The 26,085-nt window shown below is 70.0% G+C and carries 22 protein-coding genes and 3 pseudogenes; 5 read left to right on the plus strand and 20 right to left on the minus strand.

Translation table 11 applies throughout. From position 1 onward, the window contains the following. Positions 1-10 precede the first annotated feature (10 nt). The gene (locus tag ACHMXE_RS33435; RefSeq protein ID WP_395348297.1) at positions 11-1,078 is read left to right on the plus strand and encodes a dihydrodipicolinate synthase family protein; all 1,068 of its coding nucleotides are present in this window, start codon (positions 11-13) and stop codon (positions 1,076-1,078) included. Next, entirely contained in the window at positions 1,075-1,875 is an 801-nt protein-coding gene (locus tag ACHMXE_RS33440; protein WP_209541149.1) for an ABC transporter ATP-binding protein, read from the plus strand. Before ACHMXE_RS33435 ends, ACHMXE_RS33440 begins: the two co-directional genes overlap by 4 nt. Positions 1,876-1,885: 10 nt before the next feature. Here ACHMXE_RS33440 and ACHMXE_RS33445 read toward each other — a convergent pair whose 3' ends face one another. From ACHMXE_RS33445 to ACHMXE_RS33475, 7 genes are all read right to left on the minus strand, one after another. Further along, positions 1,886-2,902, minus strand: coding sequence for an XdhC family protein (locus tag ACHMXE_RS33445; protein ID WP_395348299.1), 1,017 nt, complete (start codon positions 2,900-2,902; stop codon positions 1,886-1,888). A 38-nt stretch (positions 2,903-2,940) separates the two neighbouring features. Continuing rightward, positions 2,941-3,612 (minus strand): CoxG family protein, encoded by a 672-nt coding sequence (locus ACHMXE_RS33450; RefSeq protein WP_395348301.1) that lies wholly within the window; start codon positions 3,610-3,612, stop codon positions 2,941-2,943. 48 nt (positions 3,613-3,660) lie between these two features. Continuing rightward, the gene (locus tag ACHMXE_RS33455; protein WP_395348303.1) at positions 3,661-4,863 is read right to left on the minus strand and encodes a VWA domain-containing protein; all 1,203 of its coding nucleotides are present in this window, start codon (positions 4,861-4,863) and stop codon (positions 3,661-3,663) included. A gap of 12 nt (positions 4,864-4,875) precedes the next feature. Further along, positions 4,876-5,781, minus strand: coding sequence for a MoxR family ATPase (locus ACHMXE_RS33460; protein ID WP_203205054.1), 906 nt, complete (start codon positions 5,779-5,781; stop codon positions 4,876-4,878). Between the two features lie 185 nt (positions 5,782-5,966). Next, positions 5,967-6,758, minus strand: a complete 792-nt coding sequence (locus tag ACHMXE_RS33465; protein ID WP_209541152.1) for a xanthine dehydrogenase family protein subunit M — start codon at positions 6,756-6,758, stop codon at positions 5,967-5,969. Between the two features lie 37 nt (positions 6,759-6,795). Next, entirely contained in the window at positions 6,796-9,246 is a 2,451-nt protein-coding gene (locus ACHMXE_RS33470; protein WP_395348305.1) for a xanthine dehydrogenase family protein molybdopterin-binding subunit, read from the minus strand. Positions 9,247-9,256: 10 nt separating this feature from the next. Further along, entirely contained in the window at positions 9,257-9,760 is a 504-nt protein-coding gene (locus ACHMXE_RS33475; RefSeq protein ID WP_203205051.1) for a (2Fe-2S)-binding protein, read from the minus strand. 290 nt (positions 9,761-10,050) lie between these two features. On the opposite strand from ACHMXE_RS33475, the pseudogene ACHMXE_RS33480 reads away from it, so the two are divergent. Continuing rightward, positions 10,051-10,578: pseudogene (locus tag ACHMXE_RS33480) on the plus strand (GAF domain-containing protein); the annotation flags it as partial. Between the two features lie 691 nt (positions 10,579-11,269). On the opposite strand, the gene ACHMXE_RS33485 reads toward ACHMXE_RS33480, so the two are convergent. The 8 genes and pseudogenes from ACHMXE_RS33485 to ACHMXE_RS33520 form a co-directional block, all read right to left on the minus strand. Further along, positions 11,270-11,647, minus strand: a complete 378-nt coding sequence (locus tag ACHMXE_RS33485; RefSeq protein ID WP_395348308.1) for a nuclear transport factor 2 family protein — start codon at positions 11,645-11,647, stop codon at positions 11,270-11,272. A gap of 100 nt (positions 11,648-11,747) precedes the next feature. Continuing rightward, a pseudogene (locus ACHMXE_RS33490) lies at positions 11,748-13,224 on the minus strand (M81 family metallopeptidase). Next, positions 13,221-14,474, minus strand: coding sequence for a Zn-dependent hydrolase (locus ACHMXE_RS33495; protein ID WP_209541156.1), 1,254 nt, complete (start codon positions 14,472-14,474; stop codon positions 13,221-13,223). The pseudogene ACHMXE_RS33490 and the gene ACHMXE_RS33495 overlap by 4 nt, the downstream one beginning before the upstream one ends. 27 nt (positions 14,475-14,501) lie before the next feature. Beyond that, positions 14,502-15,215 carry an ABC transporter ATP-binding protein gene (locus ACHMXE_RS33500; RefSeq protein WP_395348310.1) on the minus strand — a complete coding sequence of 238 codons (714 nt, stop codon included), beginning with the start codon at positions 15,213-15,215 and terminating at the stop codon, positions 14,502-14,504. Beyond that, positions 15,212-15,979: an ABC transporter ATP-binding protein gene (locus ACHMXE_RS33505; RefSeq protein ID WP_395348312.1), complete on the minus strand. Its 768-nt coding sequence runs from the start codon at positions 15,977-15,979 to the stop codon at positions 15,212-15,214. Before ACHMXE_RS33505 ends, ACHMXE_RS33500 begins: the two co-directional genes overlap by 4 nt. Continuing rightward, positions 15,976-16,935 carry a branched-chain amino acid ABC transporter permease gene (locus tag ACHMXE_RS33510; protein ID WP_395348314.1) on the minus strand — a complete coding sequence of 320 codons (960 nt, stop codon included), beginning with the start codon at positions 16,933-16,935 and terminating at the stop codon, positions 15,976-15,978. The genes ACHMXE_RS33505 and ACHMXE_RS33510 overlap by 4 nt, the downstream gene beginning before the upstream one ends. A 5-nt stretch (positions 16,936-16,940) precedes the next feature. Beyond that, on the minus strand, positions 16,941-17,801 hold the full coding sequence (locus ACHMXE_RS33515) for a branched-chain amino acid ABC transporter permease (protein WP_057589571.1): 861 nt from the start codon (positions 17,799-17,801) through the stop codon (positions 16,941-16,943). 164 nt (positions 17,802-17,965) lie between these two features. Beyond that, positions 17,966-19,171 (minus strand): ABC transporter substrate-binding protein, encoded by a 1,206-nt coding sequence (locus ACHMXE_RS33520; RefSeq protein WP_395348316.1) that lies wholly within the window; start codon positions 19,169-19,171, stop codon positions 17,966-17,968. 243 nt (positions 19,172-19,414) lie between these two features. On the opposite strand from ACHMXE_RS33520, the gene ACHMXE_RS33525 reads away from it, so the two are divergent. Continuing rightward, positions 19,415-20,179 carry a FadR/GntR family transcriptional regulator gene (locus tag ACHMXE_RS33525; protein ID WP_209541160.1) on the plus strand — a complete coding sequence of 255 codons (765 nt, stop codon included), beginning with the start codon at positions 19,415-19,417 and terminating at the stop codon, positions 20,177-20,179. A 105-nt stretch (positions 20,180-20,284) separates the two neighbouring features. On the opposite strand, the gene ACHMXE_RS33530 is transcribed toward ACHMXE_RS33525, so the two are convergent. Next, positions 20,285-21,235: a LysR family transcriptional regulator gene (locus ACHMXE_RS33530; RefSeq protein ID WP_395348318.1), complete on the minus strand. Its 951-nt coding sequence runs from the start codon at positions 21,233-21,235 to the stop codon at positions 20,285-20,287. A gap of 98 nt (positions 21,236-21,333) precedes the next feature. On the opposite strand from ACHMXE_RS33530, the gene ACHMXE_RS33535 reads away from it, so the two are divergent. Beyond that, a complete protein-coding gene (locus ACHMXE_RS33535) occupies positions 21,334-22,686 on the plus strand; it encodes an aspartate aminotransferase family protein (protein WP_203205040.1) in 1,353 nt (450 codons plus the stop codon). Here the strand turns inward: ACHMXE_RS33535 and ACHMXE_RS33540 are convergent, their stop codons facing one another. The 4 genes and pseudogenes from ACHMXE_RS33540 to ACHMXE_RS33555 form a co-directional block, all read right to left on the minus strand. Beyond that, the gene (locus ACHMXE_RS33540; RefSeq protein WP_395348320.1) at positions 22,687-23,412 is read right to left on the minus strand and encodes a hypothetical protein; all 726 of its coding nucleotides are present in this window, start codon (positions 23,410-23,412) and stop codon (positions 22,687-22,689) included. It abuts the gene before it with no gap. A gap of 256 nt (positions 23,413-23,668) precedes the next feature. Continuing rightward, a pseudogene (locus ACHMXE_RS33545) lies at positions 23,669-25,056 on the minus strand (FAD-dependent oxidoreductase). 18 nt (positions 25,057-25,074) lie between these two features. After that, positions 25,075-25,524: a GNAT family N-acetyltransferase gene (locus tag ACHMXE_RS33550; RefSeq protein WP_395348322.1), complete on the minus strand. Its 450-nt coding sequence runs from the start codon at positions 25,522-25,524 to the stop codon at positions 25,075-25,077. After that, positions 25,521-26,084, minus strand: coding sequence for a phosphonate degradation HD-domain oxygenase (locus ACHMXE_RS33555; protein WP_395348325.1), 564 nt, complete (start codon positions 26,082-26,084; stop codon positions 25,521-25,523). The genes ACHMXE_RS33550 and ACHMXE_RS33555 overlap by 4 nt, the downstream gene beginning before the upstream one ends. Position 26,085 lies beyond the last annotated feature (1 nt).

Below are 26,085 nucleotides of genomic sequence, written 5' to 3' on the forward strand. Positions count from 1 at the left end.
GACTTCGCACATGCCATTGAACCGCTCCGACCTGCCCGCCGACGTGCTCGCGCTGCTCGCCAAGGGCACCGTGATCCCGGCCCATCCGCTCGCGCTCGATGCCGAACGCCGCTTCGACCGCCGGCGCCAGCGCGCGCTCACGCGCTACTACGTCGATGCCGGCGCGGGCGGGCTCGCGGTCGGCGTGCACACCACGCAATTCGCGATCCGCGAGCGCGGCCTCTATGCCGAGGTGCTCGAGGCCGCGATGACCGACCGGCTGGCCTGGAGCGACCGGCCGATGGCGATGATCGCCGGCCTCTGCGGCCCCACCGCGCAGGCGAGCGCCGAGGCCCGCACCGCCGTCTCGCTCGGCTACCACGCGGGCCTCTTGAGCCTGGCCGCGCTGGCCGGCGCCTCGGAAGACGCGCTGATCGCCCACTGCGAGGCGGTCGCGCAGGAGATCCCGCTGATCGGCTTCTACCTGCAGACCGTGGTCGGCGGCCCGGTGCTGTCGAGCGACTTCTGGCGCCGCTTCGCCTCGATCCCGAACGTGCTCGCGATCAAGGTCGCGCCCTTCAACCGCTACCGCACCATCGACGTGGTGCGCGGCGTGGTCGAGGCGCGCGCCGAGGAGCGCGTGTTCCTCTACACCGGCAACGACGACCACATCGTGCTCGACCTCGCCCTGCCCTTCGCGGCCATGCGCGACGGCGCGCCGGTGCAGGTGCGCTTTCGCGGCGGCCTGCTGGGCCACTGGTCGGTGTGGACCGCGGGCGCGGTGCAGCTGCTCGCGCGCATCCAGGCCGAGCTGGCCGCCGGCCAAGGCAACCTGAGCCCCGAGCTGCTCGCGCTCGATGCGCGCGTGACCGACTGCAACGCCGCCTTCTTCGACGTGGCGAACAATTTCCACGGCTGCATCGCGGGCTGCCACGAGGTGCTGCGGCGCCAGGGCCTGCTCGAGGGCATCTGGTGCCTCGATCCGGCCGAGGGCCTGGGCGCGGGCCAGTCGGCCGAGATCGACCGCGTGTACGCCGCGCACGGCGACCTCGCCGACGATGTCTTCGTGCGCGACAACCTCGCACGGTGGCTCGCATGACCGAGGCTGCCGTCCGCGCGCAGGCCCGAGCGGAGGTCGAAGTGCCGCTGATCCGCATGCGCGGCCTGCGCAAGGTCTACCGCCGCCGCGACCAGGAGTTCCTCGCTGTCTCCGACGTCACGATGGACATCCACGCGGGCGACATGGTGTCGCTGGTCGGCCCCTCGGGCTGCGGCAAGTCGACGCTGCTGAAGATCCTCGCCGGGCTGCACGGCCACGACGGCGGCACGCTGGAGATCGGCGGCGGCCAGGCCTTCGAACCGGGCCGCGATGTGGGCATGGTGTTCCAGCAGCCGCTGCTCTTGAAGTGGCGCACCATCCTCGAGAACGTGCTGCTGCCGGCCGACATCCTCGGCCTCGACCGCAAGGCCGCGACGCAACGCGCGCACGAACTGCTCGAGATGGTCGGCCTCGCGGGCTTCGCCGACAAGCGGCCCTACGAACTCTCGGGCGGCATGCAGCAGCGCGCCGCGATCGCGCGCGCGCTGATCCACGAACCGAAGCTGGTGCTGATGGACGAACCCTTCGGCGCGCTCGATGCACTCACGCGCGAGAAGATGAACCTCGAGATGCTGCGGATCTGGGAGCGCAGCCGCACCACCTTCGTGGTGGTCACGCACAGCATCCAGGAGGCGGTGTTCCTCGGCTCGCACTGCGCGGTGCTCACCGCGGGGCCGGCGCGCATGGCCGATTTCTTTCCGATCGAGCTGCCCGCGCCGCGCACCCTGCACATCAAGACCAGCGCCGAGTTCGGCCTCTACGTGCGGCGCATCTACGACCTGCTCGGGGTCGAGTAGCCCCTGCGGCTCAGGCCGGCAGCAGCCGTTCCTTGGCGCGCGCCACTTCCATCTCGCGCGGCAGCGGCACGGCGTTCTTCACCGCGAGGATCTCCGCCATCACGCTGACCGCGATCTCGGGCGGCGTCTTGCTGCCGATGTAGATGCCGATCGGCCCGCGCAGCCGCGCCAGCGATTCGGTGGTCTGGTCGAAGTGCTCGATCATGCGGTCGCGCCGCGCGTCGGCATTGCGGCGCGAACCGATGGCGCCGACGTAGAAGGCATCGCTCTGCAGCGCCTCGAGCAGCGCGAGGTCGTCGAGCTTGGGGTCGTGCGTGAGCGCCACCACGCAGCTGCGGCGGTCGGGCCGGAAGGCCAGCACCGCGTCGTCGGGCATCTCGGTGGTGATCTGCACGCCGGGCAGCGACCAGGCGGTGCGGTACTCGGCGCGCGGATCGCACAAGGTGACCGCGAAGCCGCTGAACTTGGCCATGGTCGCGAGGTACTCGGCGAGCTGGCCGGCGCCGATCAGCAGCATGCGGTACTCGGGACCGAAGGTGTTGGCGAGCTCGGTGTCGTTGACCGTGAGTTCGTCGGGCGCCTTGGCCTCCTCGAGCCGTACCACGCCCGTGGCCAGCTCGACGGTGCGCCGCATCAGCCGGCCCTGCTCGAGCTGCGACACCAGCGTGTCGAGCGCGCCCGCGTCGGGCGCGTACTCGAGCAGCAGCTCGAGCGTGCCGCCGCAGGGCAGGCCGAAGCGATGCGCCTCGTCGGCCGTGATGCCGTACTTCACCAGCGCGGGCGGCGCGCCCAGCGGCACCTCCTCGGCCTGGCCGTGGGCATGGCTGTAGCGCGCGATCAGGTCGTCCTCGATGCAGCCGCCCGAGACCGACCCGACCACCGCGCCGTCTTCGGCCAGCGCCATGATCGAGCCCACGGGCCGCGGCGACGAGCCCCAGGTGCGCACCACCGTGGTCAGCAGCGCGCGCTTGCCGGCACGCCGCCAGTCGCGCAGCGTGCGCAGCACCATCACGTCGAGGTTTTCCATCGCGTCTTCTTTCGTGGGAGCCGGATCCTGCGGCCGCCTCAGCCGCCGCTGGAGGAGTCGCCGCCCGTGCCGGGTTCGGCGTCCTTCTCCGATTTCTTGCCGAGGCCGATCTTCTTCATGAAGCCTGCCACCGCGCCGGTCTTCTCGGCCGCCGCTTCCGCATTCTCGGGCGCTGCCGCCGGCGGCGGGCCGTAGCGGCTTTGCATTTCGGCTTCGAAGCGCTTGAAGAAATCGTCGGCCGTGGACTTGGCCGCGCCGTCGATCAGGCGCTGGCCGAGCTGGGCGATCTTGCCGCCGACCTGGGCCTGCACGGTGTAGTCGAGCTCGCAGCCGACTGCGGCGGCGGCGGGCGCGCTCTCCGCGCCCTCGGCCACCGGGGCGTCCGCGGGCGCCGCCGCCGGCGCGGCATCGGCCAGCGGCCGCAAGGTCACGCTCGACGAGCCCTTGGCGAAGCCGGCCACGCCGCCCTGCCCTTCGAAGCTGAGCTTGTAGCCGTCGGGCGCGACGATGTCCGAGAGCATCACCTTGCCGCTGAACTTGGCCGACACCGGGCCGATCTTGACCGCGAGGCCCACGCTGTAGGTGTTCTCGCCCGTCAGCTCGAACTTGTCGCAGCCGGGAATGCACTTCTTGAGCGTTTCCGGGTCGTTGAGCGCCTCCCAGGCCTGTTGCTGGGTGATGGCGAGCCGGCGGTTACCGAGCATTTCCATGGTGGTCTTTCCTTCTTGTGATCCTGTCCCGTCGCGGCCGGGAGAACGCTAGCGTCCCGACCGCATCAGCGCCGCGAGACTCGCGGCCAGCTGTTCGAGCGCGCTGAGATTGTGAACCGCGAGCATCGCGTCCGCATGGCGGTGCAGCACGCCGGCCCCACGCGCCAAAGGGGCGTAGCCCTCGAAGCGCAGCAGCGGGTTGAGCCACAGCAGCCGGCGCGAATGGCGCTTGAGCCACTGCAGTTCCTGTGCGAGCTGGGCCGGCTCGCCGGTGTCGAGCCCGTCGCTGATCACCAGCACCAGCGTGCGGCGGCCGGTCAGCCGGCGCGCATGGCGCTGGCGCAGCTCGGCCAGCGAGCTGCCGAGCCGCGTGCCGCCCGCGAAATCGTCGATGGCGAGGCTGGCCGTGGCCAGCATGTCGTCGGTGTCGGCCAGCCGGAAGGCCGGCGTGAGGTCGGTCAGCCCGGTGCCGAAGGCGAACACGTCGCGCCGGCCCGCGCGCCGCGTGGCCGCGTGCAGGAAGGCCAGCAGCAGCCGCGCATAGCGCTCCATCGAGCCCGAGACGTCGACCAGCACCAAGAGCGGCAGCGGCTGTTCGCGCCGCGCCAGCCGCGGCAGGCGCAGCATCTCGCCGCCGGTGCGCGCCGCCTCGCGCAGTACGCCGGGCCAGTGCATGCGCGCATGGCGGCCGCTCTCGCCGGCCGGGCGCAGGCGCCGCGTCGGCAGCCGCGGCACTGGCAGCGAGATGTCGCGCGCGAGCCGCTCGACCAGCCGGTATTCGGCCGCGCCCAGCGCATTGAAATCGGCATGGTGCAGCCGCTGGCGGTCGCTCGCGGTCATCGCGGCGTCGAACTCGACCTCCTTGTCGGGCAAGGCGGCCAGCGGCGGCTTGTGCGGATCGCGCGGCGCGGCCAGCGCCTCGCGCACGCGCGGCCGGCGCTTCGAGGGCTCGGCCTTGCCCTCGGCGCTCGGCAGCATCTGCGCGAGCAGCTTGTTGGCGAGTTCGGGATCGCGGAACCAGGCGTCGAACAGCTCGCGGAACACCAGCCGGTCCTGCTCGCGGCTCACCATCACGGCCTCGAGCGCGGCGCTCAGGTCGATCCTGCGCTCCACGCCGACCAGCGTGGCGGCCTCCTCGGCCAGCGCGATGCGCGCGGCGTCGGTGCGCACGCCCGCGCGGCGCAGCGCCCGGCCGAAGGCGGCGATGTTGCCGGCCAGCTTGCCGGTGCGGGCGTCGCCTAGTTGCTGCATCGCGCCCTCATCTCACGCGCCGGCCTGCTCCGGTTCCGGCTTCAGCAGCTCGCTCGCCAGCTCGCGCGTCAGCGCCGCCACGTCGTCGCGCTGCTTGAACAGGATGCCGGCGGTGTCGGACACCACCTCGGGATCGAGCTCGACCGTGTCGAGCGCGATCAGCGCCCGCGCCCACTCCACGCTCTCGGCAATGCCGGGCGCGCGCTGGAAGGCGTTGACGAAGGGCGCGCTGCGCAGGCGGGCCGCGAAGTCGGCCACCTGCGCCGACAGCTTCTCGCCCACGCCCGGCACCTGGGCGCGCACGATGGCCAGTTCGCGCTCGCGCTCGGGATAGTCGAGCCAGTGGTAGAGGCAGCGCCGCTTCACGGCGTCGTTGAGTTCGCGCGTGCGGTTGCTCGTGAGGATGGTGACCGGCGCCACCTCGGCGCGGATGGTGCCGAGCTCGGGAATGCTGACCTGGTACTCGCCGAGGTACTCGAGCAGGAAGGCCTCGAAGGGCTCGTCGGCGCGGTCGACCTCGTCGATCAGCAGCACCGCGCCCGGGGCCGGCGCCTGCAGCGCCTGCAGCAGCGGGCGTCGGATCAGGTAGTGCGGCTGGTAGACCTCGGCCTCGACGTCGCGCACCGCGCCCGAGGCCTCGACCGCGCGCATGTGCAGCAGCTGCGCGGCGTAGTTCCATTCATAGAGCGCCTCGCGCTGCTCGAGGCCGTCGTAGCACTGCAGCCGCAGCAGCTCGCGCTGCAGCGCCTTGGCCAGCGCCTTCGCGAGCTCGGTCTTGCCCACGCCGGGCTCGCCCTCGAGCAGCAGCGGACGCTGCAGCTTCAGCGCGAGGAACACGGCGGTCGCGAGCCGGCGGTCGGCGTAGTAGCCGGCGCGCAGCAGGCCGTCGGTGAGGGAGTCGATGGTCTCGAAGGTCATGGCCTAGGGTAATGCACGGCCGCAGGGAGGACGCCGGGAAGCGGACATCCGGACGCAGAGGACGCGAAGGTTTCGCGAAGGGCGCGAAAGGGAAACCGAAAAACTTCTTCGGATGTTCTTTTGCGCCCTTCGCGAAACCTTCGCGTTCTTCGCGTCCGGTCAGCCCGTGTTCGACGGCTGCTGGATCAGCCCAGCGCCTTCGTCACCGCGCGCTGCGTCAGCACGTTGATCAGGTTGGCGCGGTAGGCCGCCGTGGCGTGCAGGTCGGTGTTGAGCTCGCCGGCGTCGATCTTCACGCCGGCCGCGGCCGCGGCGGTGAAGCTCTTGTTCAGCGCATCCTCGAGCCCCGCGTGCCGGAACACGCCGTTGCCCGCGCCGGTGATGGCCACGCGCACGCCGCTGTCGTACTGCGCGAGGAACACGCCGACCAGCGGGAAATGCGAGGCCTTCTGGCGCAGCTTCTCGTAGACCGCGCGCTTGGGGATCGGGAAGCGGATCGCGGTGATCAGCTCGCCCTCTTCGAGCGCCGTGGTGAACAGGCCCTGGAAGAAGTCGTCGGCCGCGATCTCGCGCTTGCTCGTGACCACGGTCGCGCCGGTTGCCAGCACCGCGCTCGGATAGCAGGCGGCCGGATCGTTGTTGGCCACCGAGCCGCCGAGGGTGCCCATCGCGCGCACCTGCCGGTCGCCGATGCGCGAGGCCAGGTCGGCCAGCGCCGGGAAGGCGGCCTTCACCTCGGCGTTGTTGGCCACGTCGAGGTGGCGCGACATGGCACCGATGACGATGGCGTCGCCGTCCTTGCGGATGCCGGTGAGTTCCTTGATGCCGCCGAGGTCGACGAGCTGTTCGGGCGCCGAGAGGCGCAGCTTCATCGAAGCCAGCAGGGTCTGGCCGCCCGCCAGGGGCTTGCCGCCGGCTTCGGCCAGCTTGACGGCGTCGGCCAGGGCCGCGGGCCGTTCGAACGTGAAGGCGTACATGGGGTGGTTCCTTCTTTATTTGTAGGGAGGGGGTGGGTCAGGCGGCCGGACGGCCCTGCGTGCTGGCGGCCAGCGCGGGCTGCTGCGCCACCGGGTCGCTGGCCGCGCTGCCGCTGCCCTTCTGCATCGCTTCCCAGACGCGGCTCGACGAGGCCGGCATGTCGAAGTCCTTCACGCCCAGCGGGGCCAGCGCATCGAGCACGGCGTTGATGACCGCCGGCGGCGAGCCGATCGCGCCCGCCTCGCCGCAGCCCTTGGTGCCCAGCGGGTTGTGGGTGCAGGGCGTGCAGACGGTGTCGAGCTTGAACTGCGGGAACTCGGCGGCGCGCGGCATGGCGTAGTCCATGAAGCTGCCGGTCAGCAGCTGGCCGGTCTCGTTGTCGTAGACGCAGTTCTCGAGCAGCGCCTGGCCGATGCCCTGCACCAGCCCGCCGTGCACCTGGCCCTCGACGATCATCGGATTGATGATGGTGCCGAAGTCGTCGACCGCGGTGAAGCGGTCCACGCGCACCTCGCCGGTCTGCCGGTCGACCTCGACCTCGCAGATGTAGGTGCCGCCCGGGAAGGTGAAGTTGGTCGGGTCGTAGAAGGCGGTTTCGTTGAGGCCCGGCTCGAGCTTGTCGAGCGGGTAGTTGTGCGGCACGTAGGCCGTCAGCGCCACCTGGCCGAACGGGATCTTCTTGTCGGTGCCCTTGACCGTGAACTCGCCGTTGGCGAACTCGATGTCGGCGTCGCTCGCCTCCATCAGGTGCGCGGCGATCTTCTTGGCCTTGGCCTCGATCTTGTCGAGCGCCTTCATGATGGCCGCGCCGCCGACCGAGATCGAGCGCGAGCCGTAGGTGCCCATGCCGAAGGGCACGCGGCCGGTATCGCCGTGCACCACGTCGACCGCGTCGACCGCGATGCCCAGGCGCGCCGCCACCACCTGCGCGAAGGTGGTCTCGTGGCCCTGCCCATGGCTGTGCGAGCCGGTGAACACGGTCACGCTGCCGGTCGGATGCACGCGGATCTCGCCGCACTCGAACAGGCCCGCGCGCGCGCCGAGCGCGCCCGCGATGTTCGACGGCGCGATGCCGCAGGCCTCGATGTAGCTCGAGTAGCCGATGCCGCGCAGCTTGCCGGCCGCCTCGCTGGCCGACTTGCGCTGGGCATAGCCCTCGACCTCGGCCAGCTTGCGCGCCTTGTCCATGCAGGCATGGAAGTCGCCGGTGTCGTACTGCAGCGCCACCGGCGTCTGGTACGGGAAGGCGGTGATGAAGTTGCGCTTGCGGATCTCGTCCTGGCCCAGGTTCATCTCCCAGGCGCAGCGCGAGACCAGCCGCTCGAGCAGGTAGGTGGCCTCGGGCCGGCCGGCGCCGCGGTAGGCGTCGACCGGTGCCGTGTTGGTGAACCAGGCATCGACCTCGACATAGATCTGCGGCGTGGTGTACTGGCCCGCGAGCAGGGTGGCGTAGAGGATGGTCGGCACCGCGGTCGAGAAGGTCGACAGGTAGGCGCCGAGGTTGGCGTCGGTGTGGACCCGCATCGCGAGGAACTTGCCGTCCTTGTCCATCGCCATCTCGGCATGGCTCACGTGGTCGCGGCCGTGCGCGTCCGACAGGAAGCATTCCGAGCGCTCGGCCGTCCACTTGATGTTGCGGTTGAGCTGCTTGGCGGCCCAGGTCAGGCACACGTCCTCGGCGTAGAGGAAGATCTTCGAGCCGAAGCCGCCGCCCACGTCGGGCGCGATCACGCGCACCTTGTGCTCGGGCAGGCCCAGCACGAAGGCCGTCATCAGCAGGCGCTCGACGTGCGGGTTCTGGTTCGACACGTAGAGCGTGTAGTCGTCGGTGCCGCGGCTGTAGCTGCCGATGGCCACGCGCGGCTCGATCGGGTTGGGAATCAGCCGGTTGTTGACCAGGTCGAGCTTCGTGACGTGCGCGGCGCCCGCGAAGGCGGCATCGACCGCCGCCTTGTCGCCCAGCGCCCACTTGTAGCACTGGTTGTCGGGCGCCTCGTCGTGGATCGTGACGCCGCCGGCCTTCTTCGCCGCGTCGGCCACGCCGACCAGCGCGGGCAGCACCTCGTACTCGACCACCACGGCCTCGGCGGCGTTCTTCGCCTGCTCGACCGTCTCGGCCACCACCATCGCGACGTGGTCGCCGACGTAGCGCACCTTGTTGATCGCGAGGATCGGGTGCATCGGCTCCTTCATCGGCGTGCCGTCGGGGTTGTTGATCAGCCAGCCGCAGGGCAGCCCGCCCATCTTGCCCTCGATGTCCTTGCCGCTGAAGATGCCGACCACGCCGGGCATGGTGAGCGCATCGGCGATGTCGACCGAGACGACACGCGCATGCGCGTGCGGAGAACGGACGAACACCGCGTGCGACTGGTTGGCCAGCGTGATGTCGTCGGTGTAGTTGCCCGCACCGGTCAGGAACCGGTAGTCTTCCTTGCGCCGGAGCGCGTCGCCGATGTGCGGCAGGTTCGCGAAGTCGGAGGCACCCATGTCGCTCTCCTCAGGCCGCGGCCGTGGCTTTGACCGGAACCGGGTTGCCCGAGGCCATGGCCTCGCCGCCCATCTGCACCGCCTTGACGATGTTCTGGTAGCCGGTGCAGCGGCACAGGTTGCCGTCGAGCAGCTCGCGGATCTCGGATTCGCTCGACTTCGGGTGGTGCGTGCACAGGTCGATGGCGCTCATGACCATGCCCGGGGTGCAGAAGCCGCATTGCAGGCCGTGGCATTCCTTGAACGCCGCCTGCATCGGATGCATGGTGCCGTCGGGCTGGGCCACGCCCTCGATGGTGGTGATCTCGGCGCCGGCCACCTGGGCGGCCAGGATGTTGCACGACTTGACGGCCCGGCCGTCGACATGGACGGTGCAGGCGCCGCACTGGGCGGTGTCGCAGCCGACGTGGGTGCCGGTGAGGTGGAGGTGCTCGCGGATCGCGTGCACGAGGAGGGTGTTGGGTGGCGCGTCGACGGTGACCGAGCGGCCGTTGACCTTGAGGGCTACCTGCATGTGGCTGTCTCCGTGAAGGGTGATGGCTGACAGGCCCGAACCTCGCTGCCGCGTGGCGGCATGGGCGGGCCCCGAGGGCATTCTTGGATGCCGACCCCCTGCACTATCCTAGGCAAAACCCTCGGCGCTTGCGCCGGGGGCCTGAAATTCTCGAAAATGAAACAGCTTGCCGTTCGGCAGGTCCTAAAAACGGGCGTCCCACGCGCCCCGCAAACCGATGCTCGCTTCCAACGCCCTGCCGACACCCGAGCGCTCGCTGGCCATCGCCCAGGCCCGACAGGCCCTGATCCATGGCGACGCCGCCGATCTGCGCATCCCCGCCCGGTACCCGCATCGAACCCTGGATCGCCCGCTCCTGGCAGCGCTGCATCGAGGCCGGCCAGCAGCCGCAGCAGCGCGTGAGCTTCGAGCCGGTGGGCCGCGGCGCCCAGCGCGCGGTGGCGGAACGCAACCGCGCGCTGGTGTCGGCCGCGCGTCCGGTGATCGAACGCCTGTCGCGCGCCATCGCCGACACCCGCTATTTCGCCGTGCTGACCGATGCCGAGGGCATCGTGGTCGACGTCGGCGTGCTGCCCGACGGCACCGACGACGCCAGCCGCTACGCGCGCAACATCGCACGCATCGGCGTCGACCTGTCGGAACGCGCCATCGGCACCAGCGCGATCGGCACCGCGCTGGCCGAGCAGGAATCGGTCTGGCTGCATGGCGGCGAGCATTTCTTCGACGACACCAGCGTCTACAGCTGCGCCGGCGCGCCGCTGTTCGGTCCCCAGGGCGACTGCATCGGCATGCTCGACCTGACCGGGGTGCAGGTGGCCGAGCGGCCCGAGCTGCGCCACCTCGCGACCCTGTCGGCGCGCAGCATCGAGAACGCGCTGGTGCTGCGCGCGCCCTGCGAGATGCTGCTGCGCCTGGCCTGGCCCGGCTGCGCCACCAGCGAGGCGGCCGAGGGCCTGCTGTGCATCGACGGCGGCGGCAACGTCACGGGCGCCAATGCTGCGGCGCGGCAAATGCTGCACCAGCCGCTGGCGCGCAGCCAGGGCGGCCTGCATTGCAACGACCTGTTCGCGCTGCCGCTCGACATGCTGTTCGATGCCGCGCGGCGCGGCGACGCGGTGCTCGAGGTGCCGCTGTGGTCGGGCCTGCGGGTGCAGGTGCGGCCCCAGCGCGGCGACGGCAGCCGTGCCAGTGCCGCCGCGCCCGAGGCCCGCCCGCGGCTGCGCGACGTGGAAACCGCGCTGATCCGCAAGGCCGTGGCCGATGCCCGCGGCAACGTGGCCGAGGCGGCGCGCGCGCGCTGGGCATCAGCCGCGCCACGGTCTACCGCAAGCTCTGGCGCGGTCGCGGGAGCGGCGGCGCCGACTGAATCGGGTCTTGCCCCTTCCCCCTCTGGGGGAAGGCCGGGATGGGGGCACGCAGCGGTGGCAGCGCCGAGGCCGTGTCGACCGCCCCGGTGCCCCCCACCCCGACCCTCCCCCAGCGGGGAGGGAGCCTCGAGAGCGGCGCCGCTCAGGCGCCGACCGGCACCTTGTCGAGAAAGCCGGTCACCGAACGCAGCTTGCCCGCGTCCATCCGCACGAAGTCGGTGCCCTGGATCAGGTCCTCGGCGCCGCTCGGCCCGAGCGTCCACGAGAAACGCACATGGTCGCCGTGCGCGTCGGCCTTGCCCAGCAGGTTGAAGCGGAAGCCCGGGTAGCGCTGGTGCACGGCGCCGACCAGCGCGCTGATCTGCGCATGGCCGCTGCCCTGCATGATCGGGTCGACGTACTGCGCGTCGGCCGACCAGCCGGCTTCGAGCAGCGCGGCGCGGCGCGCGGGATCGGTCTCGTTCCAGACGGCGATGTAGCCCTGGGCGATGGCGGCGGGGTCGTGTGCGGCGGTGTTCATGGCGACGATTCCTTCGGTGGATGCCCGCGACGTTGCGGGGTGAAGGAATGGTCGTTTCAGCGGCGTTTCGGGTCCATGACGCGGGAGGTCATGAAAGCCTTCAGATCGGGTCGAGCGGAAACACCGGCCGCCGCACCTTGCCGAACGGGAACAGCCCGTAGTCCGAACTGGTCACGCCACGGCTGTCGCACTCCACCAGCGCGGCCGCGAGCGGCTCGAACACCGGCCGGCAGTACATGCGCGACTTCAGCAGCAGGAAGCGCTCGCGGCGCGGATCGAGCCCCGTGCATGCGAACACGCCGATGTCCCACGGTTCCTGCGTGCGCTCGGTGACCACGATGCGCGCGGCGCCGATGTCGAACAGCACGGTGCGGCCCATGCTGGCACGCTGGCCGGTGTAGGTCGGGCCGGTGATGACGTACTCGCCGTCGCAGATGCTGCGCACCGTGCCCGTGAGCCGCACCGGCGCGCTCTCGCGGCCGATGCCGGCCAGCGAGACCTTGTTGCCCAGCGCCACCGTCACGCGCGCGCCCTCGCCCGCCGCGACCAGTTCGGCCACCGCCTCGGGATCGCACAGCGGTCCGACGCCGATGCCCTCGAGCCCCTGGGCCAGCGCTTCCTGCAGCACGTCCATGGTGTCGCAGCTGCCGCCCGACATGCAGTTGTCGCCATGGTCGAGCAGCAGCACAGGACGCTCGGCGCCTTCGGCCAGCTGCTTCGCGCGCGCGACCGAGTCGGCCAGCGGCTCGCTGTCGTAGACGAAGGCCTCGCGCTCGTTCCACATCTGCGCCGCGATGCGATCGGCCGTGGCCTGCGCGCGCTCGCCCGATTGCGCGTCGACCACGATCACGCTCATGCACGGCGCCTCGATGTCCGACAGCGAGAAGCCCGCGAGGATCGAGACCGCGAGCGATTCGCCCGCGGCCTCGGCCCGCGCGCGCGGCGTCGATGGCGCGCTGCATCGCGCCGGTGTAGGAGGCGCTGCGCAGCGTGTGGGCCATCAGCGGCAGCGAATGCCAGCGCATCGCGGGCCGCGCGCGTCCCGCCAGCCGGTCGAACAGCAGCCGGCCCGCGTGTTCGCCGGTCTCGTACATGTCGACGTGCGGATAGGTCTTGAAGCCGACGATCACATCGGCGTTCTCCACCATCGCGGGCGTGACGTTGGCATGCAGGTCGAGCGCCACGCCGATTGGCACGCCGGGCGCGGCGGCGCGCAGCCGCACCAGCAGGTCGCCTTCGCCGTCCGCGCTGTTGTGGGCCACCATCGCGCCATGCAGGTCGAGCAGGATCGCGTCGCAGCCCCGCGCCGCGTCGACGATGCACTGCGTGAGCAGGTCGTAGGCGCGCGCATCGACCGGCCCGCTCGGGTTGGCCGAAGCCGACACCGGCGTGACCAGCTCGGCGCCGGCCGCCTCGGCCAGGTCGATGAAGGCCGACATCGCGGTGCGCATGCCCTTGTTGTCGCGGTAGGCCTGCTGGCCGAAGGTCGGGCCGTCGGGCCCGAAGGCCGCGAGCGGCGTGGGCACGGGCGAGAAGGTGTTGGTCTCGTGGTTGAGACGCGCGATCAGCACCTTCATGCGGCCACCCCGGCGCTGCGAAGCATCGCCTGCAGCAGCACGTTGCAGCCGGCCTCCAGGTGATCGGGCTGCGCGTCCTCGATCTCGTTGTGGCTGATGCCGTCGCGGCAGGGCACGAAGATCATCGCCGTGGGGCACACGCGCGCGAGGTACACCGCGTCGTGGCCGGCGCCGCTGATCACGTTCATCCAGCCCAGGCCCTGCGCCTCGGCCGCTTCGCGCACGGCAGACACCAGCGCCGGCGTGAAGGGCTGCGGCGGGAAGTACACGACCTGCTCGAGCGTGGCCTCCACCTTCGACGTGCCCGCGATGCGCTGCACCGCGGCCTTGAGCGCGGCGTCCATCGCCGACAGCACCACGTCGTCGGCCGCGCGCAGGTCCACGCTGAGCTTCACGCGGCCCGGGATCACGTTGCGCGAGTTCGGATAGGCATCGATCCAGCCGACCGTGCCGCGCCCGTGCGGCGCATGCGCCAGCGCGATGCGGTTGACCTCGGTCACCAGCTCGGCGGCCGCGAGCAGCGCGTCCTTGCGCAGCTCCATCGGCGTGGGACCGGCATGGGCCTCCATGCCCTGCAGCACCACGTCGTACCAGCGCTGGCCCAGCGCGCCCTCGACCACGCCGATGACGCGCTCGTGGGCCTCGAGCACCGGACCCTGCTCGATGTGCGCCTCGAAGTAGGCGCCGACCGGCGACGAAGCCGCCGAGGCCGGCACGCTGCCCGCGTAGCCGATGGCTTCGAGCGCCTCGGCCACGCTCACGCCCTCGGTGTCGCGCTGCGCGAGCGCATGCTCGAGCGTGAAGGCATCGGCGAACACGCCCGAGCCCATCATCACGGGCACGAAGCGCGAGCCCTCCTCGTTGGTCCACACGGCCACCTCGATCGGCGCCTCGGTCTGCACGCCGGCGTCGTTGAGGCAGCGGATCACCTCCAGCCCGGCCAGCACGCCGTAGTTGCCGTCGAACTTGCCGCCCGTGGGCTGGGTGTCGATGTGGCTGCCGGTGGTGACCGGTGGCAGCGCGGCGTTGCGGCCGGCGCGGCGCGCGAAGATGTTGCCGATGGCGTCGACGCGCACCTCGCAGCCCGCCTCGCGCACCCAGCGCACGAACAGGTCGCGGCCCTGGCGGTCGAGTTCGGTCAGCGCGATGCGGCAGACGCCGCCCTTCTCGGTGGCGCCCAGGCGCGCCAGTTCCATCAGCGAGCGCCAGAGGCGCTGGCCGTCGATACGCAGTTCGGTGTGTCGTGTCATGGTTTTCTCTGAATCGATGAATGCGCCTCAGGCGAGGCCCACGCCCAGGTAGCGGTCTTTCACGTCGTGGTCGGCCATGAAGGCGGCATTGCCGGCCTCGTGCACGATCCGGCCCTGCTCGACGATGTAGTGGCGGTCGGCGAGCTGCACGCAGACCTCGAGGTTCTGCTCCACCAGCAGGATCGCGACGCCCGCGGCCTTGATGGTCTGGAGCTGCGCGACGATCTCCTCCACGATCACCGGCGCCAGGCCTTCGACCGGCTCGTCGAGGATCAAGAGGCGCGGGTGGTTCATCAGCGCGCGGCCGATCGCCAGCATCTGCTGCTCGCCGCCCGAAAGCTGGCCGCCGCCGTTGCGGCGCCGCTCCTTCAGGCGCGGAAAGATGCGGTAGATGTCGTCGAGCTGCCACGGCGATTCGCGCCGCTGGCCGAGCAGCAGGTTCTCCTCGACCGTCAGCAGCTTGAAGATGCCGCGGTGCTCGGGCACCAGGCAGACGCCGCGCGCGGCGATGCGGTGCGCGGGCTGGCCCGCGATGTCGGCGCCCTGGAAGCGCACGCGGCCCGCTGTGGGCGTGACCGCGCCCGCGATGCTCTTGAGCGTGGTCGACTTGCCCGCGCCGTTGCGGCCCAAGAGCGTCACCAGTTCGGCCTCGCCCACGCGCAGCGACACGCCCTGCAGCACGTGGCTCTTGCCGTAGTGCGCGTGCAGGCCCTCCACCTCGAGGATGTTCCCGCCGCTCATGCCTTGCCTCCCGTGATCATGTTGCCGAGGTAGGCGCTGCGCACGCGCGCGTCGGCGCGGATGTCGCCCGGCAGCCCCTCGGCCAGCACGCGGCCCAGCTGCATCACGGTCACGGTGTCGGAGATGTCCATCACGATGTTCATGTTGTGTTCGATCAGCACCACGGTGTGTTCCTCGCGCAGGCCGCGGATCAGCTGCTTCATGTCGTCGAGGTCGTCGATGCCCATGCCCGAGGTCGGCTCGTCGAGGAAGATCGCCTTCGGCCGCGCGGCCAGCGCCATGCCGACCTCGAGGCGCCGCTGCTGGCCATGCGAGAGCTCGGCCGCCGGCACGTGGGCGAAGCGCTCGAGGCCCACGCGCTGCAGCACCTCGTCCACGATCGTCTTGCAGGCCATCTCGCCGACCGGCGCGCGCCAGCAGTTCATGGCCTGGCGCGGCGCGATGCCCTGCGCCGCCACGCGCAGGTTCTCGCGCACCGCGAGGCTGCCGAACAGGCTCGTGACCTGGAACGAGCGCGCCATGCCGCGCTGCACGCGGCGGTGGTCGGGCTCGCGCGTCACGTCGTGGCCGTCGAACAGGATGCGCCCGCCGGTGGTGGTGCCGGTGCCCGTGAGCATGTGGAACAGCGTGGTCTTGCCCGCGCCGTTCGGACCGATCACCGAGTGCACGGTGTTGCGGCGGATCTGGAGGTCGACGCCGCCGAGCGCGGCGAACTTGCCGTAGTGCTTGGTGACGCCGACGGCTTCGATGAGGATGTCGCTCATGCTTTCTCTCCCTGCGCGGCGGAGGCGCCGGCGCCTTGCGCGCCCTTCCTGAAGATGCGTCGCCAGGCGCTCTCGCCCAGCCCCCAGAGGCCGCGCTGCATGCCGATGCTCACGCCGATCAGCAGCAGCCCCAGCAGCAGCAGCCAGCGCGGCCACAGCGTGGAGAGCCAGTCGGCCAGCAGCACGTAGAAAGCCGAACCGAGCACCGAGGCGAACAGGTTGCCGGTGCCGCCGATCACGGTGATGACCAGGATCATCTCGCTCGTGTGGTACTCGGCGTTCGACAGCGGCGCGATGCCGGTCATCATGGCGTGCAGTCCGCCTGCGAGGCCGGTGACGGCGCCCGAGATCACGAAGGCCAGCAGCTTGAAGCGCCGCAGGTCGTAGCCCACCGCGGCGGCGCGGTCGCCGTTGTCGCGGATCGCCAGCAGCGTGCGGCCGAACACCGAGTCGGTCACGCGCAGCAGCAGGCCGAAGGCGATCAGGAACATCACGGCCACGAAGGCGTAGTACTTCCACGGCGTGTCCATGAAGGCCGGGCGCGGCACGTCGAGCAGGCCGTTGTCGCCGCCGGTCAGGCCCGAGGCCGTGTAGGCCACGAAATAGAACATCTGCGCGAAGGCCAGCGTGAGCATCACGAAGTAGGTGCCGCGCTGGCGGATCGCGACCCAGCCGACCAGCGCCGCGCCGAGCGCGCCCATGGCGATGGCCGCGAGCAGCGCCAGCGGCATCGGCAGCGCGAGCCGCGTGAGCAGGATCGCGATGGTGTAGCTGCCCAGGCCGAAGAAGATGCCCTGGCCGAAGGACAGCAGGCCCGTGTAGCCCAGCAGCAGGTTGCAGCCGAGCGCGGCGAGCGCGTAGATCAGCACCTCGCTCGCGAGCGAGCCCGAGCGCATGAAGAGCGGGAGCGCCAGCGTGACGGCCAGTGCCAGCAGGAAAGTGATTTTTCTGGGCATGGCGTTCATCCTCTGCGGCCGAGCAGGCCATGCGGGCGCAGCAGCAGCACGGCCGCCATCGCGATGTAGATCATCAGGCTCGCACCGGGCGGCCACAGCGTGCTCATCAGGCTCTGCACGATGCCGATCAGCAGGCCGCCGACCAGCGCGCCGCCGAAGCTGCCGAGTCCGCCGATCACCACCACCACGAAGGCCACGCCGAGCGCCTCCACGCCCATGAAGGGCTCGGCGCCGCGGATCGGCGCGGCCAGCACGCCGGCCAGCGCCGCCGTGGCCGCGCCGAGCGCGAACACCAGGCTGAAGACGCGGAACACATTGATGCCGAGCAGCGAGACCATCTCGGTCGATTCGCTGCCCGCGCGCACCGCGCTGCCCAGGCGCGTGCCCTCGAGCACCCACCACAGCAGCACCGCGAGCACGGCGGTGAAGCCGATCACGAACAGCCGGTACTTCGGATAGATGAAGCTGCCCCACATCACCACGCCCTGCAGCAGGTCGGGCGTGGGCACGCTGTTGCCCAGCGGGCCCCAGAAGACGATCACGATCTCCTGCACCGCGAGCGCCAGGCCGACGGTGACGAGAATGTGGAATTCATGCGCCTTCGCGTACACGCGGCGCAGCAGCAGCTTCTCGGCCAGCCAGCCGAGCGCGCCGACGGCCAGCGGCACCAGCACCAGCGCGGCCCAGAAGTTCAGGCCCCACTGCAGCGCCTGGAAGCACAGGTAGGCGCCCAGCAGGTAGAAGGCGCCGTGCGCGAAGTTCACGAAGCGCAGCAGGCCGAACACGATCGACAGGCCGACGGCCAGCAGGAAGTACAGCATGCCGATGCCGATGCCGTTGATGGTCTGGAGCAGGTAGACGGACATGAGGGTTCCGGTTTTCAGGATCCGTTCGATCCCACACGACGACCGCGCAGGCTGCGTTCCCCACCACCGTTCGGGCTGAGCCTGTCGAAGCCTGGCGCAGGCGCGAACAGCCCTTCGACAGGCTCAGGGCGAACGGTGGAGAAGGTGTGCGAACGGAAGCGGCGTCAGGCCAGCTTGCAGCCGGTCTTGTCGACGGGCAGGAACGACTTGCCCGAACTCACGACGTCGACATAGTCCGCCGCGTCCTTCATCTTCGACTTGGCCTTGCCCTTGAGCAGGTAGTAGTCCTTCACCACCTGGTGGTCGGCCCTGCGGATCTCCTCGCCGCCCGTGAGGCCGTCGAACTTCATGCCCTCGAGCGCCGCGATCACGGCCTTCTGGTCGACCGTGCCGGCCTTCACGATGCCGTCGATCAGGATCTTGGTGCAGATGTACGAGCCCGCGAGGCTGTAGTTGGGCACGATCTTGAGCTTGTCGGCGGTGCGTTTGACCAGCTCCTTGTTGAGCGGCGCATCCACCGTGTGCCAGTACTGCGCACCGAAGTACACGCCGTCGCAGAGGTCGGCACCGAGCTCGTCGAACTGCTCGAGCCCCGAGGCCCAGGCCATCAGGATCGTCATGTTCTTGTGCATGCCGAAGCTCACCGCCTGGCGCAGCGCGGCCGAGGACTGCGCGCCGAAGTTCAAGAGCAGCAGCACGTCGGGCTTGGCCGCCATCGCATTGGTGAGGTAGCCGCTGAACTCCTTCTCGTTGAGCGAGTGGTAGCTGTTGCCCACGTGCTCGATGCCCTTCTCCTGGAAGATGGTCTTGGCCGCGCTCAACAGGCCGTCGCCGAACACGTACTGCGGCGTGATCGTGTACCAGCGCTTGGCCTTGGGCATCTGAGCGACCAGCGGGCGCACCGTCTGCTCGATGGCGCCGAAGGTGGGCACCGACCAGCGGAAGGTGGCGGGGTTGCAGTCCTTGCCGGTGATCTCGTCGGCGCCCGCGGTGGTGATGAACAGGCCGCCGGCCTTCTCGGCCTCCTTGCCCATGGCCAGCGCTTCCGACGACAGGATGCCGCCCGCGAAGAACTTGGCGCCCTGCTGCTGCGAGGCTTCCTGCACCTTGCGCACCGCGGTCGCGGGCTTGCCCTCGGTGTCGAGCACCGTGTAGGCCAGCGGGCGCTTGAGCACGCTGCCGTACTGCTCGATCGCCAGCTTCATGCCGAGGTCGGCGAACTTGCCGTTGGCCGCGAAGGCGCCCGACATCGGCACCGGGCAACCGAAGCGGATCGCCTCGGCCGATTGCGCGAAGGCCGAGCGGCCGGCCAGCAGGGAAGCGGGAGCGGCCGACAGGGCGGCCAGTTGGAGAAGGTGTCTGCGTTGCAAGAGGAACTCCGTCGTAGTGAGGGTGGAGAGGGATGGGCGTCCGCGGTCGCGGCGAATTTAAGCGGATAAATAGGATTAATATGCTGGTAAAAACCCGTTAGCAATCCCCGTGCCCAGCAAACACCGACCCCGCAGGCCCCCGGCCCCGCCCGCGCGCACCACGCCGATGCGCGCGGAGGCCCTGGGTAAGATCGCCCGCTGTTGCGCATTCCGCGCATCTCCCGAGGGACATCGAGCGTGGGCATGACAGTGGGGCAACACCGCCCGAAGCGACAAAAGCTCTCGGACGTCATCGTCGAGGACGTGAAGCGCTGGATCGTGGCCGAGCGCAAGCAGCCCGGCGACCGGCTGCCGAACGAGAAGGAACTGATCGAGCTGTTCGGCTATTCGAAGAGCACGGTGCGCGAGGCGCTCAAGGCGCTCGAGGTCAGCGGCCTGATCTCGATCCGCACCGGGCCCGGCGGCGGCGCCTACCTGCAGCAGGTGTCGGTCGAGCATGCGTCGGAGCCGCTGCGCAACTTCCTGCACTTCCACCACCTCGACGGCCACCACATCTACCAGCTGCGCAAGGCGCTCGAGCCCGAGCTCGCGGTCAGCGTGGTGGGCCGGCTCACGCCCGAGATGCTCGAGCGGCTCGAGGAGAACGTGCGCCTGTGCACCAAGGAGCCCACCTCCGAGGACGAGCTGCGCATCCAGCGCGAGGCCGAGCTGGCCTTCCACACCATCCTGGCCGAGGCCTGCCCCAACCCGGTGCTGTCCTTCATGTGCCGCTTCCTCAACGACCTGCTGCGCGACCTCGTGGTCTACAAGAAGGCGCTCGACCATCACCACTTCGGCGAGGCCAACGTCGACTACCACACGCAGTTGCTGGCGGCCTACCGCAAGGAGGACGCCGCGACGGTGCAGCGGCTGATGAGCGAGCACATGGTCGACGCCGAGCAGCACATGCACGAGATGGAGGCACACATCGGCGCCAAGCACCTGTTGGTGCCCAACGCCCAGCGCTGAGCGTCGACGGGAATCCGTTCACGCTGAGCTCGGCCTGTCCTGAGCTTGTCGAAGGATCGAAGCGCCGCGCAGGGCTTCGACAAGCTCAGCCTGAACGGTCCCGGTCTAGCGTTCGCGGTGCGCCGCCGTGAGGCAGGCCTGGAACGCCAGCACCGCGCGCGAAGGCTTCGGCGAACGCCGCAGCAAACTCACGAAGCGGCATTCGTAATGGAAGCGCTCGGGCAGCACCGGGCGCATCAGCCCGCGCTGCTCGAACACCTGCGCATAGTGGTCGGGCAGGAAACCCAGGAAGCGCCCCGACAGGATGAGCGTGGCGATCGCCTCCTGGTCGAAGCCCGTGGCCTTGCGCGAGAGCTGCGCGCGGTGGCTCAGCTCCATGTTCGGCGAGTGGTAGCCCAGGCCCGCGAAATGGTGCTCGCGCAGCTTGGGCCAGGTGAGCTTCGCATGGCTGGCCTCGAACAGCGGATGGCCGCGGCCGCAATACAGCAGCATGGTCTCGCCGAACAGCTCCTCGTAGACCAGGCTCTTCGAGCTGCGGTGCGCCGGGATGATGCCGATCTGGAAGTTGCCCTCGAGCACGCCCTGCTCGATCGCGTTGATCGAACCCACGTGCACCGCCAGGCTGACCTCGGGCGCCACCTCGGCAAAACGCGCGATCGCCTCGCCGATGCGCGCCTGCGGATTGGTCGCGGTCTTGTCGAACAGCGCCACCTCGAGCTGGCCGCCCATGCGGTTGTGGATATCGTCGATGCTGCCGCGGAAGGCATCGACCGAAGCGAGGAGCCGCAGCGTCTCGTCGTAGACGCGCTGGCCCTCGGCCGTGAGCGCGAAGCCGGCCCGGCCGCGCCGGCACAGCACCAGGCCGAGCCGGGTCTCGAGGTCTTTCACGTGGCGGCTCACGGTCGAGGTGCCGATGTTGAGCTCGAGCTCGGCCGCCGCCATGCCGCCGCAGTCGACCACGCTCTTGAACACCTTGAGCAGGCGCAGGTCCATGTCGCTGAGCTGGCCCAGCACGGCACGGCTGCGGGCCGTGGAAGCGCCTTCTTTTACTTGCATGGATCGTCAAGTGAACATTGATATTGCGCCATTCTCCACACTGAATGGCTTGCCAACAATCGTCGCGTCACCTTTCCCACCCCAACCTGGACGCACCCATGACCCTCGCCACGCCCGAACTCGCCCACCCGGCCCCGCGCACCGATGCCGCCTGGCTCGAGGCGCACTGGATGCCCTACACCGCCAACCGCCAGTTCAAGGCCGACCCGCGCCTGATCGTCGAGGCCAAGGGCGCCTACTTCACCGACCACGAAGGCCGCAAGATCTTCGACGGCCTCTCGGGCCTGTGGTGCTCGGGCCTGGGCCACGGCCGCCCCGAGATCACCGAGGCGGTGAGCCGCCAGATCGCGAAGCTCGACTATTCGCCGGCCTTCCAGTTCGGCCATCCGCTGTCCTTCGAGCTCGCCAACCGGCTCAAGGAACTCACGCCCGCCGGCCTCGACTACGTCTTCTTCACCGGCTCGGGCTCCGAGGCCGCCGACACCTCGCTCAAGATGGCGCGCGCCTACTGGCGCGCCAAGGGCCAGGCGAGCAAGACCCGGCTGATCGGCCGCGAGAAGGGCTACCACGGCGTCAACTTCGGCGGCATCTCGGTCGGCGGCATCGGCGCCAACCGCAAGCTGTTCGGCCAGGGCGTCGAGGCCGACCACCTGCCCCACACCCAGCTCGCGGCCAATGCCTTCACGCGCGGCATGCCCGAGAACGGCGCCGAGCTGGCCGACCGCCTGCTCGACCTGATCGCGCTGCACGACGCCTCGAACATCGCGGCCGTCATCGTCGAGCCCTTCGCCGGTTCGGCCGGCGTGGTGATCCCGCCGCAGGGCTACCTCAAGCGCCTGCGCGACATCTGCACCGCGCACAACATCCTCTTGATCTTCGACGAGGTCATCACCGGCTTCGGCCGCTGCGGCACGCTCACCGGCGCCGATGCCTTCGGCGTGGTGCCCGACATCATGAATGCCGCCAAGCAGATCACCAACGGCGCGCAGCCGCTGGGCGCCGTGATCGCCAGCAAGGAGATCTACGACACCTTCATGGCCGCGGGTGGCCCCGACTACATGCTCGAGTTCCCGCACGGCTACACCTACTCGGCCCACCCGGTGGCCTGCGCCGCCGGCATCGCCGCGCTCGACGTGCTGCAGAAGGAAGACATGCCCGCGCGCGTGAAGGCGCTGGCCCCGCATTTCGAGAACGCCGTGCACAGCCTCAAGGGCAGCAAGCACGTCACCGACATCCGCAACTTCGGCCTCGCGGCCGGCCTCACCATCGCCGCGCTGCCCGGCGAACCGGCGCGCCGCCCCTACGAGATCGCGATGAACTGCTGGAAGAAGGGCTTCTACGTGCGCTACGGCGGCGACACCATCCAGCTCGCGCCGCCGTTCATCTCGGAGAAGGCCGAGATCGATCGCATGATCAATGCGCTGGGCGACGCGCTGGCGGAAACCAACTGATCAGACTCCGCCCGACATGACCTTGATGTTCGAGGTGCGCACGGCATACACGCCGCCGAAGCTCCTGAACCAGATCAGGTCGCCGGACCGCGCGATGAACCGGCCATTCATCTCGATCTCGATGCGGGGCGTCAGCAGATCCGACTTGTAGCTGAAGTCTTTCTCGGTCCCGCCCTTGGCTTGGCCGTCCTGCTGCGGCGCTTCCTTCGCGATGAAGGCCGCGAGCGCCGAGAAGCCCTGGGCCGCCTCCGTGCCCAGGCGGGCCTGCATCTCGGGCGTGAGGCGGGCCAGGTCGTCCAGCTGGTACGACGAAGGCAGCTGGTACATGTAGACGCCCGACCACTGGTCGGCGCCCTGCCCGTACTCCAGCCGCACCGCCGCCGCGGTCAGCAGGCGGTCGTTGTCGGTCTTGCTCACGAACAGGTAGGGCGTGGCCAGCGTGCGGCCCGCCGCGCCGGCCGCGCCGGCCGCGGCATCGTCCACGACCTCCAGGCCCTGTTGCGTCGCGGCCGCGAGGAACAGTTCCCGTGGCGCCAGCGTCAGCTTGCCTCGCAGGCGCACGGCGTCCGCCTCGGTGTTGCTGTCGATCATGCTGATGTTGGCCGCCACGCCCAACGGGCCAAGCAGCAGGCCAAGGGCCGCGCCGCCACCGCCGAAGTTCTGGGAGTAGACGATGCTCTTGGCCGCATCCAGATGACGCGTCCCATGGCGCTCGTCCTCGACCACCTTGGAATGGGCCAGCGAGAAAGTCCCGGCGACTGGCCGGTGACGGGGCGAAGCTTGTAGGTCGGCGGCGTTCCGCAGCCGACAAGACTCGCGACGGCCAGCAACGCGCCCAGCCAGAACGTGCGGCGGCGCACGGCCTTGAAATATGTCATGCCTTCTCCTCGTCTTCGTGTTGTGATGCCTGCCGCTCCCATGCGGCGCGCGGATCATAGACGGGTGCCATGACGTGCGGGCCCGCCCGGCCCGCCGCCTCGGGTCAGGCCTTGTCGGCCTTGCCCGCTGCGTTGGCGAGCTTGCTGAGCATGCGGTCCACCAGCCACGGCTGGCGGTTCTCGTCCTCGGCGAGCTCCTTGCGGCGGATCGCATTGCGCACCACGATCGATCCCACGTAGCGCACCGGCTCAGGCGGGAAGTAGCCCAGCGGCCCCTTCGTGATCGGGCTGCGGGTCCAGGCGTTGTCCTGGTCGAGCACCAGCGACGACAGGATCTGCCCGCCCATGTAGGTCGGGCCGACGCCATTGCCCGAATAGCCGAAGCCGTAGTAGATGTGCGGCGCGCCATCGAGCCGGCCGAAGAACGGGAAGCCCGTGACCGAGCGATCGGACGGGCCGTTCCAGCTCGCGGTGATCGGCGTTTCGCTCAGGGCCGGAAGAAGGAACGCAGCGCCTGCGTGAGCTCGGCCTCGTAGGGCGAGCGCTCGTCGAACACCTTGGCCATGCGCCCGCCCCAGGCGAAGGTGTTGCCGCCCTTGCCCAGCATGAGGCGGCCATCGGCGGTGCTGCGGTAGTAATAGACGAAGGTGCGCGAATCGAGCACCGACACGCCGTCGGTCAGGCCGCTTCGCTCGAGCAGCTCGGGGCAGCGCTCGGTGATCACCATGTCGCTCGACACGATGGCGATGGTGCGCTCGAACTGCGCGAAGCGGCTGGCCATCCAGGCATTCATCGCGAGCACCAGCTTGTTCGCGCGCACGCTGCCGGCCGGCGTGCGCACCACGACCGGATGGCCGGTGGAGAAATCGAGCATCGGCGTGCGCTCGTGGATGCGGATGCCCATCGCGAGCGCCACGCGCCGCAGTCCGCGCACCAGCTTGCCCGGATGCACGGTGGCCGCGATCGGCGAATACACGCCCGCGAGATTGCGCGCCGAGCCCGAGCGCCACGCCACTTCCTCGGGCGGCAGCGTGCGGTAGGAATGGATGCCGCGCGCCTCGAGCGCGCGCATCATCGGATCGAGCGTGCCGACCTGGGCCGGCGAGGTGGCGGTGTAGAGCGTGCCGTCCTGGCGCAGTTCGGCGTCGATGCCGTGGGCGGCGCAGAAGTCGGCGATGTGCTGCACCGCGGCCTCCGAGGCCTTGACCAGGCGCACCGCCTCGTCCTCGCCGAACAGCCGGCGCAGGGTCAGGAACTTGGCCGACCAGGTGAGCAGGCAGCCACCGTTGCGCCCGCTCGCGCCGGCACCGCAGAGGTCGCTCTCGAGGATGACGATGTCGAGCGCGGGCGCCTGCTGCTTGGCCTGGATCGCGGTCCACAGGCCGGTGAAGCCGCCACCGACGATGCAGAGGTCGGCCTCCCATTCGCCCTGCAGCGCGGGCGCGAGGTCGCCGTCGTTGAAGAGAGCCTGTTCGATCCAGAAGGGGCGCATGGCGGCTCCGTGAAGTGGTCAGGGCTTGCGCCGCATCTCGTAGGAAAACTCGGACTCGCGCTCGACGACGAAGCCGAAGCGCGCATAGAGCGCGCGCGCCGGATTCGCCTTGAGCACGCTGAGCGTGAGGTCCACGCCGGCACGTTCGGCCTCGGCGATCACTTCGGCCAACAACTTGGTGCCGATGCCACCGCCCTGATAGCCGGGCGCGAGCTGGATCTGGATCAGCACCCAATCGTGCGGATCGCGCGACACCTTGAGCAGGCCGACCGGCTCGCCCTCGTGCAGCAGCAGCTCGGCGCATTCGAAGCGGTGCATCAGCCGCGCCATGTGGTGCGCATCGCTGACCTCGGCGCCCGAGGCCACCACGTGGCCGTTCATCGTGCGCTGCCGCAGCGCGAGCAGGAAGGGCACATCTTCCTGCGTGGCCGGCCGGCGCGCCAGCACGACCGGTGGCGTAGCGCTCATGCGGCGATGGCGGTGGGCTTCAACGCGGCCTCGAGGTGCCGCACGTAATGCGCGAGGTCTGGCGTCTTCGCGTCGGCGCACTTGGCCGTGTCGTCCCAGCGCCGCAGCCGCACCGCATCCTTCGCGTAGGGCAGCGCCTCGAAGGCACTGGCCTGCGCCGAATCAAACACGCCGCCCTGCAGCTGCAGGCTGCGCCGCGAATCGGGCGACAGCGCCTCGAGGTAGCCGGGCTCTCGCGCGCACAGGAAGCGCTTGGCATCGACGTGCAGCCGGATCGGTTCCAGCGTGGCCGCACCGAACAGCGCGCGCAGGAACGGCAGGCAGCGGTACTGATGCAGGTCGTCGAGCCCCTGCTGCGTCGGCGTGCCGCCGAAGTCGTGCAGCAGGTGGCCCAGGTCGTGCAGCAGCGAGGCGGCGATCAGCGCGCTGTCCGCCCCCTCCTGCTCGGCCAGGTGCGCGGATTGCAGCGCATGCTCGAGCTGGGTGACGGGCTCGCCGTCGTACTGGGCATGGCCCTTGGTTTCGAACAGGCCGACGATGTCGGGAAGGCTCAGGCTCATG

This window comes from Variovorax sp. UC122_21 (assembly GCF_044056785.1).
Taxonomy (GTDB): Bacteria; Pseudomonadota; Gammaproteobacteria; order Burkholderiales; family Burkholderiaceae_C; genus Variovorax.